The sequence below is a fragment of the Pseudomonas sp. GL-RE-29 genome (genome assembly GCF_019947275.1).
Classification (GTDB): Bacteria; Pseudomonadota; Gammaproteobacteria; order Pseudomonadales; family Pseudomonadaceae; genus Aquipseudomonas; species Aquipseudomonas fluorescens_A.
In genome coordinates, this window is sequence record NZ_JAGYGD010000007.1 from 13,731 (window position 1) to 32,444 (window position 18,714).

At 59.4% G+C, this 18,714-nt stretch carries 12 protein-coding genes; 1 reads left to right on the forward strand and 11 read right to left on the reverse strand.

The features are described 5' to 3' along the window. Positions 1–34: 34 nt before the first annotated feature. From astD to KGB21_RS08135, 4 genes are all read right to left on the reverse strand, one after another. Complete coding sequence (gene astD, locus KGB21_RS08120) at positions 35–1,504, reverse strand: succinylglutamate-semialdehyde dehydrogenase (protein WP_172668719.1); 1,470 nt, start codon at positions 1,502–1,504, stop codon at positions 35–37. Continuing rightward, complete coding sequence (gene astA, locus KGB21_RS08125) at positions 1,501–2,526, reverse strand: arginine N-succinyltransferase (RefSeq protein ID WP_034151459.1); 1,026 nt, start codon at positions 2,524–2,526, stop codon at positions 1,501–1,503. The genes astD and astA overlap by 4 nt, the downstream gene beginning before the upstream one ends. An 87-nt stretch (positions 2,527–2,613) precedes the next feature. Then, positions 2,614–3,633 carry an arginine/ornithine succinyltransferase subunit alpha gene (aruF, locus tag KGB21_RS08130; RefSeq protein WP_008033116.1) on the reverse strand — a complete coding sequence of 340 codons (1,020 nt, stop codon included), beginning with the start codon at positions 3,631–3,633 and terminating at the stop codon, positions 2,614–2,616. Positions 3,634–3,872: 239 nt separating this feature from the next. Next, positions 3,873–5,093: an aspartate aminotransferase family protein gene (locus KGB21_RS08135; protein WP_223504652.1), complete on the reverse strand. Its 1,221-nt coding sequence runs from the start codon at positions 5,091–5,093 to the stop codon at positions 3,873–3,875. A gap of 275 nt (positions 5,094–5,368) precedes the next feature. On the opposite strand from KGB21_RS08135, the gene KGB21_RS08140 reads away from it, so the two are divergent. Then, positions 5,369–10,429 (forward strand): dermonecrotic toxin domain-containing protein, encoded by a 5,061-nt coding sequence (locus KGB21_RS08140; RefSeq protein WP_317846715.1) that lies wholly within the window; start codon positions 5,369–5,371, stop codon positions 10,427–10,429. A 15-nt stretch (positions 10,430–10,444) separates the two neighbouring features. Here KGB21_RS08140 and argR read toward each other — a convergent pair whose 3' ends face one another. From argR to acs, 7 genes are all read right to left on the reverse strand, one after another. Further along, positions 10,445–11,425, reverse strand: coding sequence for a transcriptional regulator ArgR (gene argR / locus KGB21_RS08145; protein WP_034151469.1), 981 nt, complete (start codon positions 11,423–11,425; stop codon positions 10,445–10,447). 246 nt (positions 11,426–11,671) lie between these two features. Continuing rightward, on the reverse strand, positions 11,672–12,436 hold the full coding sequence (locus tag KGB21_RS08150; RefSeq protein ID WP_034151461.1) for an ABC transporter ATP-binding protein: 765 nt from the start codon (positions 12,434–12,436) through the stop codon (positions 11,672–11,674). Between the two features lie 27 nt (positions 12,437–12,463). Continuing rightward, the gene (locus KGB21_RS08155) at positions 12,464–13,576 is read right to left on the reverse strand and encodes a M14 family metallopeptidase (RefSeq protein ID WP_034151462.1); all 1,113 of its coding nucleotides are present in this window, start codon (positions 13,574–13,576) and stop codon (positions 12,464–12,466) included. Position 13,577: 1 nt separating this feature from the next. After that, positions 13,578–14,276, reverse strand: coding sequence for an ABC transporter permease (locus tag KGB21_RS08160; protein ID WP_223504654.1), 699 nt, complete (start codon positions 14,274–14,276; stop codon positions 13,578–13,580). Continuing rightward, positions 14,273–14,962 (reverse strand): ABC transporter permease, encoded by a 690-nt coding sequence (locus KGB21_RS08165; protein ID WP_034151464.1) that lies wholly within the window; start codon positions 14,960–14,962, stop codon positions 14,273–14,275. The genes KGB21_RS08160 and KGB21_RS08165 overlap by 4 nt, the downstream gene beginning before the upstream one ends. A 92-nt stretch (positions 14,963–15,054) precedes the next feature. Then, positions 15,055–15,828 carry an ABC transporter substrate-binding protein gene (locus KGB21_RS08170; protein ID WP_034151465.1) on the reverse strand — a complete coding sequence of 258 codons (774 nt, stop codon included), beginning with the start codon at positions 15,826–15,828 and terminating at the stop codon, positions 15,055–15,057. 700 nt (positions 15,829–16,528) lie between these two features. Beyond that, on the reverse strand, positions 16,529–18,484 hold the full coding sequence (gene acs, locus KGB21_RS08175; RefSeq protein WP_034151466.1) for an acetate--CoA ligase: 1,956 nt from the start codon (positions 18,482–18,484) through the stop codon (positions 16,529–16,531). Positions 18,485–18,714: the final 230 nt, after the last annotated feature.

Sequence of the window (18,714 nt, forward strand, 5' to 3'; positions counted from 1 at the left end):
TCCTTGTGGGAGCGGGCTTGCCCGCGATTGGGCATCACGCCATTTTCACGCCAGGCGTGAGGGTGGCTGGCAACACCAGGCTCGGCGTTTCCAGCGAGGCCACCGGGTACGCGCAGTAGTCCGCCGCGTAGTAGGCGCTCGCGCGATGGTTACCCGAAGCACCGACGCCGCCGAATGGCGCGCTGCTCGCGGCGCCGGTCAGTTGCTTGTTCCAGTTGACGATACCGGCGCGGCTTTCCAGCCAGAACTGCTGGTAGCGCGCTTCGGAGTCCGAGAGCAGACCAGCAGCCAAGCCATAGGCGGTGTCGTTGGCCTCAGCGATGGCCGCTTCAAAATCAGCGTAGCGGATCACTTGCAGCAACGGGCCGAACAGCTCTTCGTCCGGGCGCTCGGCCACAGCAGACACATCCAGAATGCCGGGGGTCAGCAAGGCGGCTTGCGCCTGAGGCTGAGTCATTTCCAACAGCGCCACAGCGCCATTCGCCAACAGATGTTCCTGAGCTTCCATCAACGCTTTCGCCGCGCCGAGGGAAATCACCGAGCCCATGAACGGCGCCGGTTGCTGGTCGAAAGCACCGACTTCAATGGTCGAGCTCACTGCCACCAGGCGCGCCAGCAGCGAGTCGCCCCAAGCGCCCTGCGGCACCAGCAGACGGCGCGCACAAGTGCAACGCTGGCCGGCAGAAATGAAGGCCGACTGAATAATGGTGTACACGGCGGCATCGAGATCAGCGACCTGATCGACCACCAGCGGGTTGTTACCACCCATTTCCAGCGCGAGGATCTTGTCCGGACGACCGGCGAATTGCTGGTGCAGATGATTGCCGGTGCGGCTGGAGCCAGTGAAGAACAGACCGTCGATGCCCGGGTTCGCCGCCAGGGCAATACCGGTTTCGCGAGCGCCTTGCAGCAGGTTCAACACGCCAGCCGGCAAACCGGCTTCGATCCAGCACTTGACCGTCAACTCGGCGACTTTCGGGGTCAATTCGCTAGGCTTGAACAGCACACTGTTACCGGCCAGCAACGCCGGGACGATGTGACCGTTCGGCAAGTGGCCTGGGAAATTGTAAGGACCGAACACTGCGACCACGCCATGCGGCTTGTGACGCAAAACGGCGGTGGCGTCGCCCAGCGGGCCGCTCTTCTCGCCGGTACGCTCGCGGTAGCTCTGCACCGAGATCGCAATCTTGTTGACCATACTGGTGACTTCGGTCGCCGATTCCCACAGGGGTTTGCCGGTTTCCTCACCGATGGTGCGCGCCAGTTCGTCAGCCTTGTTCTTCAATGCGGCGGCAAAGGCTTCCAGCACCGAGATGCGTTCTTCCAGCGTCCGACGAGCCCAGTCCGGGAACGCCTGACGCGCCGCTTGCACGGCAGATTCAACTTGTTCAGTGGTGGCGCCGGCGCCGGACCACAGCACTTGCTGGGTCACCGGGTTCAGCGACTCGAAGACTTCGCCCTGCCCGGCCAGCCATTCACCTGCAATGTATAGCGACTTCATTATTTCGACTCCCGTGCAGCGGACAACGGAACGGCGCGCACTTGGTCGCCGGCGTTGAGTTGAAGACGTTTGGCCGTCAGCGGATCGACCACCAGCGTGCCGGCGGCGAAGCGTGCCGGTGCAGCGGTGATCCGGCAGTCTTCGCGCTTGCGGTTGTGAATGATGAACGGCGTGGCGTCGTCACCCGGCGTGCCGATGGCCAGCACCAGTGCCTGGCTGTCGCGCACCGCGCGGATTTTGCCGGTTTCGCATTCGATGGCCGGGCCGGCGTCGAAGATGTCGACGTAGCCCTGATAGCTGAAACCTTCGCTCTTGAGCATCGACAGCGCCGGCTCGGTGTCCGGGTGAACCTGACCGATCACGTTGCGCGCGTCGGGCGACAGGAAGCAGGTGTACAGCGGGAATTTCGGCATCAGCTCGGCGATGAACGCCTTGTTGCCCACGCCGGTCAGATAGTCGGCCTGGCTGAACTCCATTTTGAAGAAGTGTCGGCCCAGGCTTTCCCAGAACGGCGAGCGCCCGGCTTCGTCGGAGACACCGCGCATCTCGGCAATGATCTTGTTGCCGAACAACTGCGGGAACTCGGCGATAAATAGCATCCGCGCCTTGGACAGCATGCGGCCGTTGAGGCCAGTGCGGTAGTCGGCATGGAGGAACAGCGAGCACAGTTCCGAGTTGCCAGTCAGGTCGTTGGCCAGGAACAGCGTTGGAATTTCGCGATAGATGTTCAGCTCTTGCGAAGCGCTGACCGTCAGACCGACGCGGAAGTTGTACCAAGGCTCACGCAGGCCAACGGCGCCAGCGATGGCGGAAATGCCCACCACGCGACCATCGTCGTCTTCGAGCACGAACAGATAGTCCGCATCGCCCCGCCCGGCTTCGCCGCGGAAAGTCTTCTCGGCCCAGCCGACCCGATGGGCCAGACGTTCTTCGTTGGCCGGCAAGGTGGTCAGGCCGGTGCCGGTGCTGCGGGCCAGGTCGATCAGAGCGGGTAAATCGCTGCTGCGTACGGGACGAACGATCATGCTATCTCCTCAAACGGGCCGCTAACGCCACCCGTGAAACTCGCTGCTTTACTAAGCATTCATTCTTTATAGGCATAGTAGCAGGCGTTAAACCGCCACCAGGCGCACGCTGGCACCTTCACCGACGCCCAGGGCTTCGGCCGCTTCCAGATCCAGGGTTACGGGTTTGCCCGGTGCGTAATCCAGTTCGAGCAATACCGCGCGGTAATCCTGCAACTGGGCGTTTGCCACCAGGTATTGACGACCGGCACCTTTGACCGGCTCACCGATTTTCACCGGCACCACACGGCTCTGGGCGATCGAACGGATCCCCGAGACACGGGCATGCAGGGTCGGACCGCCGTCGAAAATGTCGATGTAGTGATCGGTCTCGAAGCCTTCGCGCATCAGGATGTCGAAGGTGATCTGCGCCCGAGGGTGAACCTGGCCCATCGCTTCTTGCGCGGAGTCCGGCAGCAGCGGCACATAGATCGGGTAATGCGGCATCAGTTCGGCGAGGAACGTCCGGCTCTTCAGGCCGCACAGGCGCTCGGCTTCAGCGTAGTTGAGGTCGAAGAAGTTGCGGCCGATGGCATCCCAGAACGGCGAGTCGCCATTTTCGTCGCTGTAACCGACGATCTCGGTTACCACGGAATCGGCGAAACGCTCCGGATGGCTGGCGACGAACAGCAAACGGCCTCGGGAATTGAGTTCCGCCCAAGGCGAACCCACCAGCTCGCGCTGCACGTAGAAACTGGTCAGCAAGCTGTTGCCGGTCAGGTCGTGGCACTGCGAGAGTACGTGGATCTTGTTGTGAATCTTCAGCTCGCGGGAGGCGTGCACGAAGGTTTCGTTGCGGAAGCTGTAGAACGGCTCGGAGTAACCGGCCGACGCGACGATCGCCGAGCAACCGGCGAGTTTGCCGGTGGCGGTGTCTTCCAAGACGAAGAAATAGCTCTCTTCACCGTTGAAGCTGACTTCAGCGGCGAACGAGGCTTCGCTCGCGGCGATCTTGTCGCTCAGGCGTTCAACGTCATCCGGCAAGGAAGTGACACCAATCGGGCTGTCCGCAGCCAGACGCTGTACCTCGCCCAGATCAGCCATTTGCGCGGGGCGCATCACCAGCATGGTGTCACTCCTTAATCAAGAACAGGTCGACCCGTTTGGTCGACAGGGAAAAAATACCGGGTTCGTCCTGAAACGCCTTTGTAGGAGCCGGCTTGCTGGCGATGGCGATCGTTTGATCGCCGCAAGGCTTTCGGGCCTCATCGCCAGCAAGCCGGCTCCTACAGGGGGGGGGTGCGTCAGGACTGGTCCGGCATAAAAATTAGGTTCGACGCCTGAAAGGTCAGGCGTCGAAGGGTCTATCAGGCTTGCGTCAGTTTTGCTGCGGCGCGTTCGAAACGGTCCAGACCGGCATCGATATCGGCGTCTTCCACCACCAGGCTCGGGGCGAAACGCACCACGTCCGGGCCGGCTTGCAGAATCATCAGGCCTTCTTTTTCAGCGGCGTTGAAGATGTCCTTGGCCTTACCTTTCCAGGCATCGCTCAGCACACAACCAATCAACAGACCCAGGCCACGCACTTGCGTGAACAGGCCGTACTTCTCACCGATTTGCTCAAGGCGAGCCTTGAACTTGTCGTGCTTGGCGTTGACGCCGGCAAGCACTTCAGGGGTGTTGATCACGTCGATCACGGCTTCCGCGACAGCACACGCCAGCGGGTTGCCGCCGTAGGTGGTGCCGTGGGTGCCGACGACAAGGTGTTTGGCCAGGTCTTCGGTGGTCAGCATGGCTGCGATCGGGAAACCACCGCCCAGGCTCTTGGCGCTGGTCAGGATGTCCGGGGTCACGCCGTAATGCTGGTAGGCAAACAGCTTGCCGCTGCGGCCCATACCGGTTTGAACTTCATCGAACACCAGTAGCGCATTGTTCGCGTCGCACAGTTCGCGGGCACCTTGCAGGTAGGCCAGCTCGGCCGGCAGCACGCCGCCCTCACCCTGGATCGGTTCGAGCACCACGGCACAGGTCTTGTCGGAAACGGCGGCTTTCAAAGCGGCCAGATCGTTGTAAGGAACGTGGGTGATACCGGTAATTTTAGGACCGAAGCCGTCGGAGTACTTCGACTGGCCACCGACGTTCACGGTGAACAAGGTGCGACCGTGGAAGCTGTTCAGCGCGGCAATGATTTCGTACTTTTCACTGCCGAAACGATCGAAAGCCACACGCCGGGCCAGCTTGAAGGCCGCCTCGTTGGCTTCGGCGCCAGAGTTACAGAAGAACACACGCTCAGCAAAAGTGGCGTCGACCAACTTATGTGCCAGGCGCAGGGCCGGCTCATTGGTGAACACGTTGGACACATGCCACAGCTTGTTCGCTTGCTCGGTCAAGGCACCGACCAGCGCCGGATGCGCGTGGCCCAATACGTTTACGGCAATCCCGCCGGCGAAGTCGATCAGCTCGCGACCGGACTGGTCCCAAACGCGGGAACCGGCGCCACGCACTGGAATGAAAGCGGCAGGCGCGTAGTTGGGAACCATTACCTGGTCGAAATCGGCGCGTTGTACCGCAGCGTGCTCAACGGACATCGGAGTCTCCTGAAAAGGAACACTCGCCTGAAACTGGCGAGCGATGGGGGGATTGTAAGGACAGTTTTCAGCCCGGCCTTGCCGCCAAGCGACAACTTCTTATAGCGCAAACCCCGGTTTTTCCCGGGTTTACGGCAATGCGACATATAGGGTCGCAAAGGCGCAGTTTAACTGGCGCAGAGCGTTTGCGGCAGGCTTGCTCCGTTGTAACCCATGGCCATTCGACGAGTGCGGTAAATATGTACCGCACGTCGTCCGTGTTCGCGGCGTTTCCTATGGCCTTATTCCAACTCGATGGCCACCTACAGCGCATGAATACCCAACACACCGATATCGCTTCCGATGCTTTCAGGCCGGACGCTCACTATCAGCACCTCATTAATGTGATCCCGTCCTGGCTCCGTCAGGCAACGCCCCAACGCCGTGAGGCGCTGCGCAACAGCAGGCCAGGCATGCCGGCCGGTCTCAAGGATGCGCCGCCCCATCAGCATGCGGAACTGGGCAAGCTCATCGCCCGACAGGTGACCAGCCAGAATCAGGTCGATCAGATGATGGCAAAACTGCAGAGCCCCGCTGACTTTGCCGAGTCGCTGCTCGAACCGGCGCTCAAGACCCGATTCGGTCTGGAACTGGACCCTCGCAAAACCTTCCTTCACCTTTACATCCCGGATCACATCCCCTGGCTACGGTTGAAGTCCGGGGCTGCGCGTACCTGGACGGTGTCACTGGTCGATGCCGCGCTGCACAACTTTGAAAGCGCCGAGACCGAAGCAGACGCCTACGAGCCGGCCTCGACGTACATCACGCCTCCTGCTGCCAACGGGCAATTCGATACATTGCCGCAGATTCTGGAAAAGATGCCCATCACGGCATTCACAAGCCTCTGCCGTGAGCTGGACATTGGCCAGCGTTATAAAGAGTATCTGGAGGACAATCTTGGCATCAGCAATCCGGTAGCCGCGGCCATACTGAAGTCGAAAATCCACGCCAGTCAGAAAGCCGCACTCACCGCCGCCCTGCACATGGCGCAGATGCAAAAGCTGCTGGGCAGTGATGCCCACCAACTGATACTTGGCTTGCTCGACAACCTGCCGGATTTGCGGTTGCGCGGTCAGCCCTGGGGCTGCCATGAACTGACCCTCATGAACTTTCCCCTGACCGGTATTGTGGTGTTTTCAGCGGATCTGGAGCGGGCGAAAGAAGTGTCCAGGGTAGTGGCCTACATTCCTGACGACCCCGAACATCCGATCAAGGAATACCCGTCGTCCGCCGCATTCGCCGAGGAGCTTGGTCAGCGCTTGCGCGCGCCCGAATACCAACAGTTCTTCAGCCGCTTCATCAATCACGAGGATCTTGGTCGCTTCTTCGCACAGTTGAACAACGAGCTTTCGTCCGTCACCTGGCAGCCCGTTCCGCCGGGCGATCCACGACCGACCTGGCGGGAACAGCCCAACGAACGTCCCAATCTGCGCATCGTGGCGACGCCGGTCCAAAGGCAGTTATTGACCTATTTTTTTCAGAGCAGACTTAACAAGATCCTCAACGATGCGCGAGTCATTGCAGTATCTACTGCAACGGTCGACCAAAAAGCGCGTTGGGCACTGTGGGATTCTTTCACCGAAATTGCCTCGTTCGTGCTGAACATCGCCGCCTTCATTGCGCTGCCGTTCGTGCCTTACCTCGGCGAACTGATGCTGGCCTATATGGCCTACCAGCTGCTCGACGAAACCTTCGAAAGCATTGTTGACTGGGCCGAGGGTCACACCATCGAGGCCTTCGAGCATTTCATGCGGATGGTTGAATCTGCCTTGCAACTGGGCGCCTTCGCGGTGGGCGGTGCAATTGCGGCAGGAGAGCTTCGCGCGATCCTGCCTCGGGAAATTGTGCAGTTCATCGATCGTTTCAATTCGGTGAAGCGACCCAATGGCGATGCTCGCTACTGGAAACCCGACCTGACTGCCTACGAGCAGCCCGTCACCCTCCCGGTGGACTCGAAACCGGACTCACTCGGACTGCACAAACATCAAGACAAAACCCTGTTGCCATTGGAAGGCAAACACTACGCGGTCAGCGAGGACTCCGTAATCGGCGAGCATCGCATCGACCATCCCTCCCGCCCTGAAGCCTACAAACCTCAGCTTAAACACAACGGCGCCGGTGCCTGGCAAACCGAACTCGACCAGCCACTAAGCTGGGACCAGGCCACCGTGCTGAGGCGAATCGGGCCTGACATGCAGCGCTTTTCCGAAAGCGAGCGCGAACGCATCCTCGCCATTAGCGGTTGCCACGAAGATGTCTTGCGCAAGATGCACGTAAATGGAGGGCAAGTGCCGCCGCTGTTGGCCGACACGCTTAAGCGCTTCAAGATCGATCAAGACATTCAAACGTTTATTCAGCAAATCGGCAGTGAGCTTCCGGAAAATCACCTCAAGGCCGATCCGGTGCTGCAACTTGAACTGCTCAATGAAAACGGCTATTGGCCGACGAACAAAGGACTGCGATTGACTGACGGGGCGGCGCAAACACTTTGGCAAAGCCCCGCCCCCGATGTGCCTGTTCTGCAAATCGACGTCAACAGACTCAACAACGGCGATCTGCTCAAGACCTTTCTGCTGGCCCTGTCGGATACCGAAATAAAAACCCTGATGGGCGAAGAGTTCGGTCTGCCCTCCCCGCCTATCGAAAGCCGTACACGCAGCTTGCGCCGAACATTGGCAGACATTGCCGAACGCAAGCGACAAGTCCTGTTCGACCAGCGTTATCGCACGCTCGAACGCGGCGCCTCTGGCGCCGTACAAACCCTCATGGATGCCGAAACCGGCTTGCCCACCAGCGTCGCAGAAGCACTCATGGGCATGGCGAACGATGCAGAGTTGCAGCTGCTCAAACGCGGAACCGTTTCCCCGCGATTAGAAGACCTGAGCCAAGAGGCCGGATTGCAGGTGCGCATTACCCGCGCCTACGAAGGACTTGAGTTGCCATCGGCCACGGCCAATCTCGACTCGGATCGATTGGCCCTGCACACCCTGGAAAACTTGCCCGGCTGGACAGGACAGTTGCGCCTGGAAATCCGTCACTACTCCTATGAAGGGCGCCTGCTCGACAGCCTTGGCACTGTGGACGCACCGGTTCGCAAGGTCCTTGTCCTTACCGAAGAAGGCGCTTACCAGCCCTTTGATAACACCGGCGAAGAACTCAGCGACTCGAACTCGCTTTACCACAGTCTTCTGCAAGCAATGCCGGACAGTGAGCGGATCGCACTGAACATTCACATCGGCGAAAGTGCACGACTCCAACAATTGATTCGCCAACACACCTTGCGCCGCGATGCCTTGCGCGTATTGCTGGCTGAACACCCCAATTACAAACCCACCTTTGATCCGACAGTGATGCGCCTGCTCGGTGGCGGTGATGGCCATCGTCTGATGCCGAAGAATACGCCAACCCTGCAAGCCCGAGCCCAAACCCTGTTCCCGCATTTAACGGGCGAGGAACTTGAAGCTTTCGTCTTGCGGTTGCAGCAACACCCAAGCGGCCCTCGGGCAGAGTTGAGTCGTCTTATTGCCGACCACCAGCAACTTGTCGAAACGCTGTCGCCCTGGACTGATGAAATCCCGTTATTCATTCCCGACACTGAAATCAGGGTCACCCCCGAGCAATTCGCAACCCAGAAGCAAACCCGCCAGCAATTCGTGATCGATCTGCTGGACTGTTGGCGACAGCAATGGACCCTTCCCGAATCCATACTGGAAACGGTCGATCTCACTTTCTTCCGACCAATTATCGGGGAGTTGCCATCGTTGAGCGCCGACTTCAGCGCAGTCACCCTAGTGACACTGGATGGCAGTAGTGCGACGCGGGGCATTCACGAATTCCTGCGCAATTTTTCCGGTTTGCGCGCCCTCACATTACGCAATTTCAACTTGGGCGAACTTCCGGACCTGCTCAACTCACCGCAAATAAAGTCGCTGATTCTCAGCGACTGTTCAATTACCCTCAGCCCCGAAAACCAGACCACACTCGCAGGACTGCATCAGCTGACGACACTGGATCTGTACAAGAACCTGTTGGGGCAGGCGCCCGATGTGGAAAGCATGCCCGATCTGAACTACATCGATATGTCGCACACCGGCATTACCAATCTGCCACGCGGCTTGCTGACGCGTCCGCGCCTGCGCACTGCCCTGCTAAACGACAACCTGATCGAGGAATTGCCTCCAACGCTGTTCACGCTGCAACGCAGCACTCAGGAAGGCATCGACTTGGGCAGCAATCCTCTTTCTACAGCCAGTCGCGAGCACCTAAAGCAGCACTTCCAACAGACTCATCAAGACTTCGGGATTTTCGCCGCCGAGTCAGATATTCATCGTGTGCAAGCGTTGTACCCGGCGATGGATCAGGAAATCGCGAGCAGATTCGTTTATCTACTGCCCGGTACTTTGAGCGAGGGCCGAATCGTGCTGAGTCACCTTGAAGCCGAGCTCGTGACCCTCGAAAGCGATCTGTCTGCCTGGACCGCCGACGTCCCCGCCGTACACCCGCAAAGCAACCAACCGTTCAATGCACAGCAACTGCTAATCGAACACTCGACCCGGGACGAATTCAGGCAGCTTGTGTTGCGCTGCTGGCGTCGAGAAAGCGAACTGGATGACTTCAACGACTTGATGCAGCCGACCTTTGATTTGAGCCTGGACACCTTGATTACCGGTGATCTGCCAACCTTGAGCGCTGACTTCAGCCACGTCTCGACGGTTTATCTGAACAGTCAATCCGGACTCACCACAGGTGTCACACGGTTTCTGGAACGCTTCCCGAAACTCAAGACCATCAGCATTCGCGACTTCCCCCTCGGCGATATTCCGGAGTCGATTTTCCGCATGGGCGACCTGACCTCGCTCAATTTCGCCGATTGCAACATCACCCTGACTGCGCAGACTGCCTCGAACCTGGCCGAAATGACGCGCCTTAACTTCCTGGATCTGAGCAACAACCCATTGGGGCTCTCACCGGACATCAGCCAGATGACCGAACTGGCCACTTTGCAGCTGGATAACTGCGGCCTCACCGAGCTACCTTCCGGATTGTTGCATCTCACCAGCTTGGTAACAGCGGATCTGAGCGGCAATGCCATCACCGCGATACCCCATGACATTTTGGAGCTGCCAACGGAAATCGCCGAAAGCATCGACCTGCGCGGCAATCCGCTATCCGAAGAGAGTGTGCAAATCCTGATCGCCTATTTCAGGCGGACCAACATCGACTTTGGCGTGGAAGCTGTGATCGAACGAGCAGAAATGGAGGTCTCGACATCTGAGGATTCCGCCCCCGACGAGTAAACGGTCAGACGCGGATCAACCGCGCTCCGACGGCACCGACGACAATTCGAACGGACTGCTGCTGCGCCGCTGGTTGCGATCTTCCCGCGGCGTGGCACCGAAGAAATTGCGGTAGGCGCTGGAGAAATGCGGCCCCGAGGAAAAGCCGCACGACAGGCCGATCTGGATGATCGACTTGCTGGTTTGCATCAACATCTGCCGGGCCTTGTTCAGGCGCAGCTCCAGGTAATACTGGCTCGGCACACGGTTGAGGTATTGCTTGAAGATCCGCTCCAGCTGCCGGCGGGACACGCACACGTGCTGGGCGATTTCGTCGGTGGTCAGCGGTTCTTCGATGTTGGCTTCCATCAGCAACACCGCTTGGGTGAGCTTCGGATGGCTGGAACCGAGACGGTTCTGCAACGGAATGCGCTGACGTTCACCGCCCTCGCGGATGCGCTCGACCACCAATTCTTCAGACACCGCTCCGGCCAGTTCGGCACCGTGATCACGGGCGAGCACCGCCAGCAGCAAGTCGAGCACCGACATACCGCCACACGCCGTCAAACGATCGCGGTCCCAGTCGAACAAATGGCTGGTGGCGATGACTTTCGGGAAACGTTCGGCGAAATCGTCCTGCCAGCGCCAGTGCACGGCAGCGCGATAGCCGTCGAGTAAACCGAGTTGCGCCAACGGATAAACGCCGGCCGACAAACCGCCAATCACGCAACCGGCACGCACCAGTTGCTTGAGCGCGCTACTCAGTGCTGGCGCCAAAGTGGTGGGTGGCTCGTCTGCGAGCAAGAACAGTTTCTGAAAGTTTTCGAGCTTGCCGGTCCAGGGTTCACCGGGCAATTGCCAGGTGCTTTCGCTCGGCGCTTCGGCCTGCAGGAACGACAGTTCGTAAACCACGTCCGGATGCACACGCTGAGCAACGCGCAAGGCCTCCTCAGCCAGCGCAAGCGTCAGTGCTTTAGTGCTGGGCCAAATCAGGAAACCAATTCGATGGGCAGTCATGGCGGGCAATCCGAAACGAAGAACGGTGATGAAGGCATGGGCCAATGCTAGCCCGTAAATGAACGCAAATCTCAAAACCAACAAAGAACTCTTGTGGGAGCTGGCTTGCCAGCGATGGCGGTCTGCCTGTGCAAAAAATGCAAGCTGACCCTACGCTATCGCTGGCATGCCAGCTCCCACAGGAATTGGGGGCCTGCCGCTAATTTGCGAAGCATGCACTATCCCGGTGCACAACGGCAGTCTTGATTACTTCAGGCTGCCGGACAGGAATTGCTGCAAGCGCTCGGATTGCGGGTTCACCAGCACTTCGCGCGGGTTGCCGCTTTCTTCGACCACACCTTTGTGCAGGAACACCAACTGGTTCGACACTTCACGGGCGAAGCCCATTTCGTGGGTCACCACGACCATGGTCCGGCCTTCCTGGGCCAGGGCCTGCATGACCTTCAATACGTCGCCGACCAGTTCCGGGTCGAGGGCCGAGGTCGGTTCGTCGAACAGCATCACTTCCGGTTCCATCGCCAGCGCACGGGCAATCGCCACGCGCTGCTGTTCGCCGCCGGACATGTGCCCCGGGTAAGCATCTTTGCGATGGGCCACGCCGACCTTGTTCAGGTAGTGCTCGGCCTTTTCACGGGCCTCGGCCTTGGACACGCCCAGCACATGCACCGGCGCTTCCATGATGTTTTCCAGCGCGGTCATGTGCGACCACAGGTTGAAATGCTGGAACACCATCGACAGGCGCGAACGCATGCGTTGCAGCTGTTTCGGGTCGGCGGCTTTCATGGCGCCGTCCTTGTTCGCCACCAGCTTCAACTCTTCGTTGTTGAGCAAAATCCTGCCCGCGTGCGGCTGCTCCAGCAGGTTGATGCAGCGCAGGAAGGTACTTTTGCCGGAGCCACTGGAGCCGATGATGCTGATCACATCGCCAGCCGCCGCTTTCAGGGACACGCCCTTGAGCACTTCGTGACTGCCATAGCGTTTATGCAGGTCTTGGACTTCAAGTTTGTACATGCGGTCGGTTCTCACAAAAACAGTCAGTCAGTCGTTGAGCAAGCGCCCGTGACGCAGCGCTTCGCGCCCCGCCACCTTGGCCAGCCAGAAACCGGGTTGGGCATAACGCAGCCGTTCAATGGCAAACAGCACCCCGGACGTACCAGCACACACCGTGCTGACCCGATCCGACAACGGATCGATCACTTCAAAAATCTCGTCACCGGCTTCAACCCATTCGCCGGGTTGACGCAGGAAACTCACCACGCCGGGATGCGGCGCGAACAGCAATTCGGTGCCTTCGAACGGCAGGCCTTCGCAAGCGTCCTGCGCAGGTTTGGGCCATTCACCGCTGATCAATCCCTGTTCGGCGAGGAACGCCAGAATGCCTTCGGCGTAGGCTTCGGTTTCAGCGCGACCGGTGTCGGCTTGACCACCCAATTCCAGGGTCGTCGCCAGACACGCCAGTGGAATCTGCGCGTCCGGGAACAGGCGCGACAGGCGCAACCACGGCAGCGAACAGGCCTCGTCGAAGGAGCTGCCGCCGGAGTCTTCCGCCAGCAAGCCAACCCGCACATTCAAGTGTGCAGCCAATGAGCGCCACTGCGGCCAGTGCTGCGGCAAGGCGTACATGTGCAGCGCCGCTTCGGCATCGCAATGCAGGTCCAGCACCACATCGGCGGTGCAGGCATGGCTGAGCAAGATGCGTTGCATGCCCTGCAACTGGCTGCTGGCCGGAGGCAGTGCGGCCAGATGATCGGCCATCGCCTGACGGATCAACTGGATATTGGCGTGTGGATCATCGCCGAGGCTTTCGGCCAACGCAGATGCCACCGGCGCGCTCAGCTCAACGAAATCGCGATTGAAATTCTTGCCGCTGCCGGCCTCGAAACGCCCTTGATGATTGCCCTGAAGCAGTTGACCGAGGCCCAGTGGATTAGCCACCGGCACCAGTTCGATCACGCCGTTCAACAGACCTTGGGTTTCGAGTTCGGCCAGACGCTTTTTCAGCGCCCAAGCCGTGCGCATGCCCGGCAGTTCATCGGCGTGCAAACTGGCCTGGATGTAGGCCTTGCGCTCGCCACTGCCGAAGCGAAACACCGAAATCTGGCGTTCGCTGCCCAGGTGGCTCCACGGCAATGAATGATCGATGCGTTCCATATCAGTGCTTCCGCGGGGCCAGGTAGCCCAACCAACGGCGCTCGGCCAGTTTGAACAGCTTCACCAGGATGAAGGTCAGGCACAGGTAGAACACGCCGGCGGTGATGTACGCCTCGAACGGCAGGTAAAACTGGGCGTTGACCGTGCGCGCGGCACCGGTGATGTCGATCAGGGTCACGATGGAAGCCAGACTGGTGGTCTGCAGCATCATGATCACTTCGTTGCTGTACTGCGGCAGCGCACGACGCAGGGCCGACGGCAGGAGGATGCGCTTGTACATCTTGTACCGCGACATACCCATGGCCTTGGCCGCTTCGATTTCACCGTTCGGCGTGGCGCGCAGGCTGCCGGCGATGATTTCGGCGGTGTAGGCGCTGGTGTTGATGGCGAACGCCAGGCACGCACAGAACGTTGCACTGGACAGCCACGGCCAGAGGAAGCTTTCGCGTACCGCTTCGAACTGCGCCAGACCGTAGTAGATCAGGAACAGCTGCACCAGCATCGGCGTGCCACGAATGACGTAGGTGTAGAGCCAGGCCGACATGTTGACGACCGGGTTCTTCGAGACGCGCATCAAGCCCAGCGGCAACGCACACAGCAGGCCGAAAAACAGCGACAGCGCGAGCAGTTTGAGGGTGGTCAGCAGGCCGCCGAGATACAGCGGCATCGCCTCCCAAATGACGTTGTAGTCGAAGATCATAGATCAGCCGCCCTTACGCCTACCGAGTAGCGCTTCTCAAGGTGACGCAATGCCAGCAACGAGACACTGGTGATCACCAGGTACATCGCCGCCACTGCGAGGAAGAAGGTGAAAGGCTCGCGGGTAGCATCTGCCGCCTGCTTGGCCTTGAACATCATGTCTTGCAGACCCACCACCGAAATCAGCGCGGTGGCCTTGGTGAGAACCAGCCAGTTATTGGTGAAACCCGGAATCGCCAAGCGAATCATCTGCGGCACCAACACCCGGAAGAACACCTGAAAACTGCTCATGCCGTAAGCCATGCCGGCTTCAGCCTGACCTTTGGGGATCGCCATGAACGCACCACGGAAGGTTTCCGAGAGGTACGCACCGAAGATGAAACCCAGGGTGCCAATACCGGCGGCCAACGGGTTCAGGTCAATGTAATCGTCGAAACCGAGCAGCGGCGCGACGCGGTTGAGCAAGTCCTGACCACCGTAGAAAATCAGCAGGATCAGCACCAGGTCGGGAATCCCGCGGATCACCGTGGAATACAGATCGCCCAGCCACGCCAGCCAACGCACCGGCGACAGACGCAGCGCCACGCCGATCAGGCCCAGGACGATGGCGAGGGCCATGGACGACAAGGCGAGCTGAAGCGTCAGCCAAGCGCCATCGAGGATGACAGCCCCGTAGCCTTTCAACATGATTCAGGTCCTCGAAAGTTGGGATGAAAAAATGGCGCAAACCTCAGAGATTCTGTTGCTTGCGCCATTTCGGACTGTTCGTTGCGACGTGTTTACTTGCCGTAAATGTCGAAGTCGAAGTACTTGTCCTGGATTTGCTTGTACTTGCCGTTCTCGCGAATGGCCGTGATCGCGGTGTTGATCTTGTCTTTCAGCGCGTCACCCTTGCGAACCGCGATACCCACGCCGTCGCCGAAGTATTTGACGTCGGTGAATGCAGGGCCAACGAAGGCGAAGCCTTTACCGGCGTCGGTTTTCAGGAAGCCGTCATTCAACAGGGTAGCGTCTGCCACGGTACCGTCGAGGCGACCGGCGGACACGTCGAGGTAAATTTCGTTCTGCGAACCGTATGGCTTGATCTCGGCACCCAGCGGGGCCAGGACTTCGCGGGCGAAACGCTCGTGGATCGAACCACGTTGCACGCCGATGTTCTTGCCCTTGAGCTCGGTCAGGCCCTCGCTGACCTGCGTGCCTTCCTTCATGACCAGGCGGGCCGGGGTGTTGTAGTACTTGTTGGTGAAGTCCACGGATTTCTTGCGGTCTTCAGTGATCGACATGGACGACAGGATCGCGTCGATCTTGCGCACTTTGAGTGCCGGGATCAGACCGTCGAACTCTTGCTCGACCCACACGCACTTGACCTTCATCTCTTCGCACAGGGCGTTGCCGATGTCGTAGTCGAAACCAACGATGCTGCCGTCCGGCGCTTTGGAAGCGAACGGAGGGTAAGCCGCTTCGATACCAATTTTCAGAGGCTTTTCATCGGCGAAGGTTGGCAGGGACAGCACGGACAGTGCCAGGGCGCCAAGCAGCACGAGTTTCTTCATCTTGGGACTCCATCGGTAAAGGGCTGAAACGGCAGAGTGAGCGATAGCCCAATATGCGAATGAGTGGAACCGGAAAGCATTGCTGCGTCTTACGTCGCGTGTGCGAGATTTCAACACAGGCAACGACGAGCGAGTGATCGGCATTCTAACGACAGGCCCGAAGCCGATATTTCTTCAATGCGACAACTAGTTACAGATGCACCGAGAAAGCCGTTTGAGCACGTTGACAGCCCTGCAAAATCATGCAAAGGCAAAAGACAGTGAACCGATCTTAGCTGCAAATTGCGGGCCTATTATTGGCAAAGCCTTCTAATCCGGCAAGCGCAGCGTTGGGTCTTATTTTATGCGGGGGGTTCTGAGGCCCTGAATGGGTGCTTTGCGTTTCCCTATGCCCCGGATCGGCGCTGGCGGTTACACATTCAGTAACCCGGGAGATCGTGGGTAACAGTGGGAAACCTCCCACAGATGAAGCCGATAATTATTGGTCCATGCTTAGTTGCTGTCTGACAGACCGCCATCGCGGGCAAGCCCGCTCCCACCATTTTTGTGGCGTGGCTCAGATCGCGCGCACACCGAAAATACTTGTGGGAGCTGGCTTGCCAGCGATGAGGCCAGCCCAGCCAACACAAGACCCTCAGCCACAAAAAAGCCCCGCCAGGCTCAACACCTGACGGGGCTTTCTGCGACTCAGAATCAGCGCTTACGCAACATTCATCGTCTTGTGCGTATCAATCAAATGCTGCACCACACCCGGATCGGCCAAGGTGGAGATATCGCCCAACCCATCGTACTCAGCGGTCGCAATCTTGCGCAGAATCCGGCGCATGATCTTGCCCGAACGGGTTTTCGGCAGCCCCGGCGCCCACTGGATGACATCCGGCGAAGCGATCGGACCGATCTCCTTACGCACCCAGTTCTTCAGTTCCAGGCGCAGTTGCTCATTCGGCTCTTCACCATTTTTAAGGGTGACATAGACATAGATGCCCTGCCCCTTGATGTCGTGCGGCACACCAACCACAGCGGCCTCGGCAACTTTCGGGTGCGCAACCATCGCGCTTTCGATCTCGGCGGTGCCCATACGGTGGCCGGAAACGTTGAGCACGTCGTCCACGCGACCGGTGATCCAGTAGTAACCATCGGCGTCACGACGAGCGCCGTCACCGGTGAAGTACATGCCACGGAAAGTCTTGAAGTAAGTGTCGACGAAACGATCATGGTCGCCGTACAGCGTGCGCGCCTGACCTGGCCACGAGTCGAGAATCACCAGGTTGCCCTCGGCCTCGCCTTCGATGATGTTGCCCAGGTTATCCACCAGCGCCGGCACCACGCCGAAGAACGGACGTGCCGCAGAACCCGGCTTGAGCGCGTGAGCGCCCGGCAGCGGGCTCATCATGTTGCCGCCGGTTTCGGTTTGCCACCAGGTATCAACGATCGGGCAGCGGGACTTGCCGACATTCTTGTAGTACCAGTCCCACGCTTCCGGGTTGATCGGCTCGCCGACCGAACCCAACAGGCGCAGGCTGCTGCCATCAGCACCTTCAACAGCCGCAGTACCCGAGGCCATCATGGCGCGGATCGCAGTCGGCGCGGTGTAGAGGATGTTGACCTTGTGCTTGTCGACGATCTTCGCCACCCGGGTGATGTCCGGATAGTTCGGCACGCCTTCGAACAGCAGCGTGGTCGCGCCATTGGCCAGCGGGCCGTAGACGATGTAGCTGTGGCCGGTGACCCAGCCGACGTCGGCGGTGCACCAGTAGATTTCGCCCGGACGGTAGTCGAACACGCGCTCGTGGGTCATGGCGGCGTACAACAGATAACCGCCAGTGGTGTGCTGCACGCCCTTCGGCTTGCCGGTGGAACCGGAGGTGTAAAGGATGAACAGCGCTTCTTCGGCGCCCATCTCTTTCGGCGCGCACACGGTGCCCGCCACTTTCATCAGGTCTTCGTACCAGATGTCGCGATGCTGGTTCCACTTGATGTTGCCGCCGGTGCGCTGGCACACGATGACTTTCTGGATGCTGCTGGTTTCCGGGTTGGTCAGGGCGTCGTCGACGTTGGCCTTAAGCGGGATCTTCTTGCCGGCACGAATGCCTTCGTCAGCGGTGATTACCACTTTCGACTTGCAGTCGATGATGCGGCCGGCCAGGGCTTCCGGCGAGAAACCGCCGAACACCACCGAATGAATCGCGCCGATCCGGGTGCAGGCCAGCATGGCGACCACGGCTTCGGGGATCATCGGCATATAGATAGTCACTACGTCGCCGCGGTGAACGTCCTGGCCACGCAGGGCGTTGGCGAATTTGCAGACTTGTTCGTGCAGTTCGCGGTAGGTGATGTTGCGGCTTTCGGAAGGGTCATCGCCTTCCCAAATGATTGCGACTTGATCGCCGCGCTCGGCCAGATGACGATCGAGGCAGTTGTAGGAAACGTTCAGGGTGCCGTCGGCGAACCATTTGATGTCGACATGGTGATCGTCGAAGGAAGTCTGCTTCACCGTGGTGAAAGGCTTGATCCAGTCGAGGCGCTTGGCTTGCTCGCGCCAGAAGCCGTCCGGGTTGACGACCGACTGCTGGTACATGGCCTTGTAGGTCGCCTCGTCAGTCAGCGTATTGGCCAGAACCTCGGGACGAACGGGATACAGGGAAGCCGCACTCATCTTTCTTACCTCGGTGGAATAGTTGTTTTTGTATGACCACGTTGTAGCCCGGGCCGGGCCTATAGAACCATTCGACGATGGTAGTAACAAGGCCCTACAAAATGTCGTGAATATGTAATCCAGCGACCTCCTGTCGCCCCCGAACCCTGTAGGAGCTGGCTTGCCAGCGATGACGGCCTTTCTGACACACCGCGTCGCCAATATCGCCAGCAAGCCGGCTCCTACAAGTG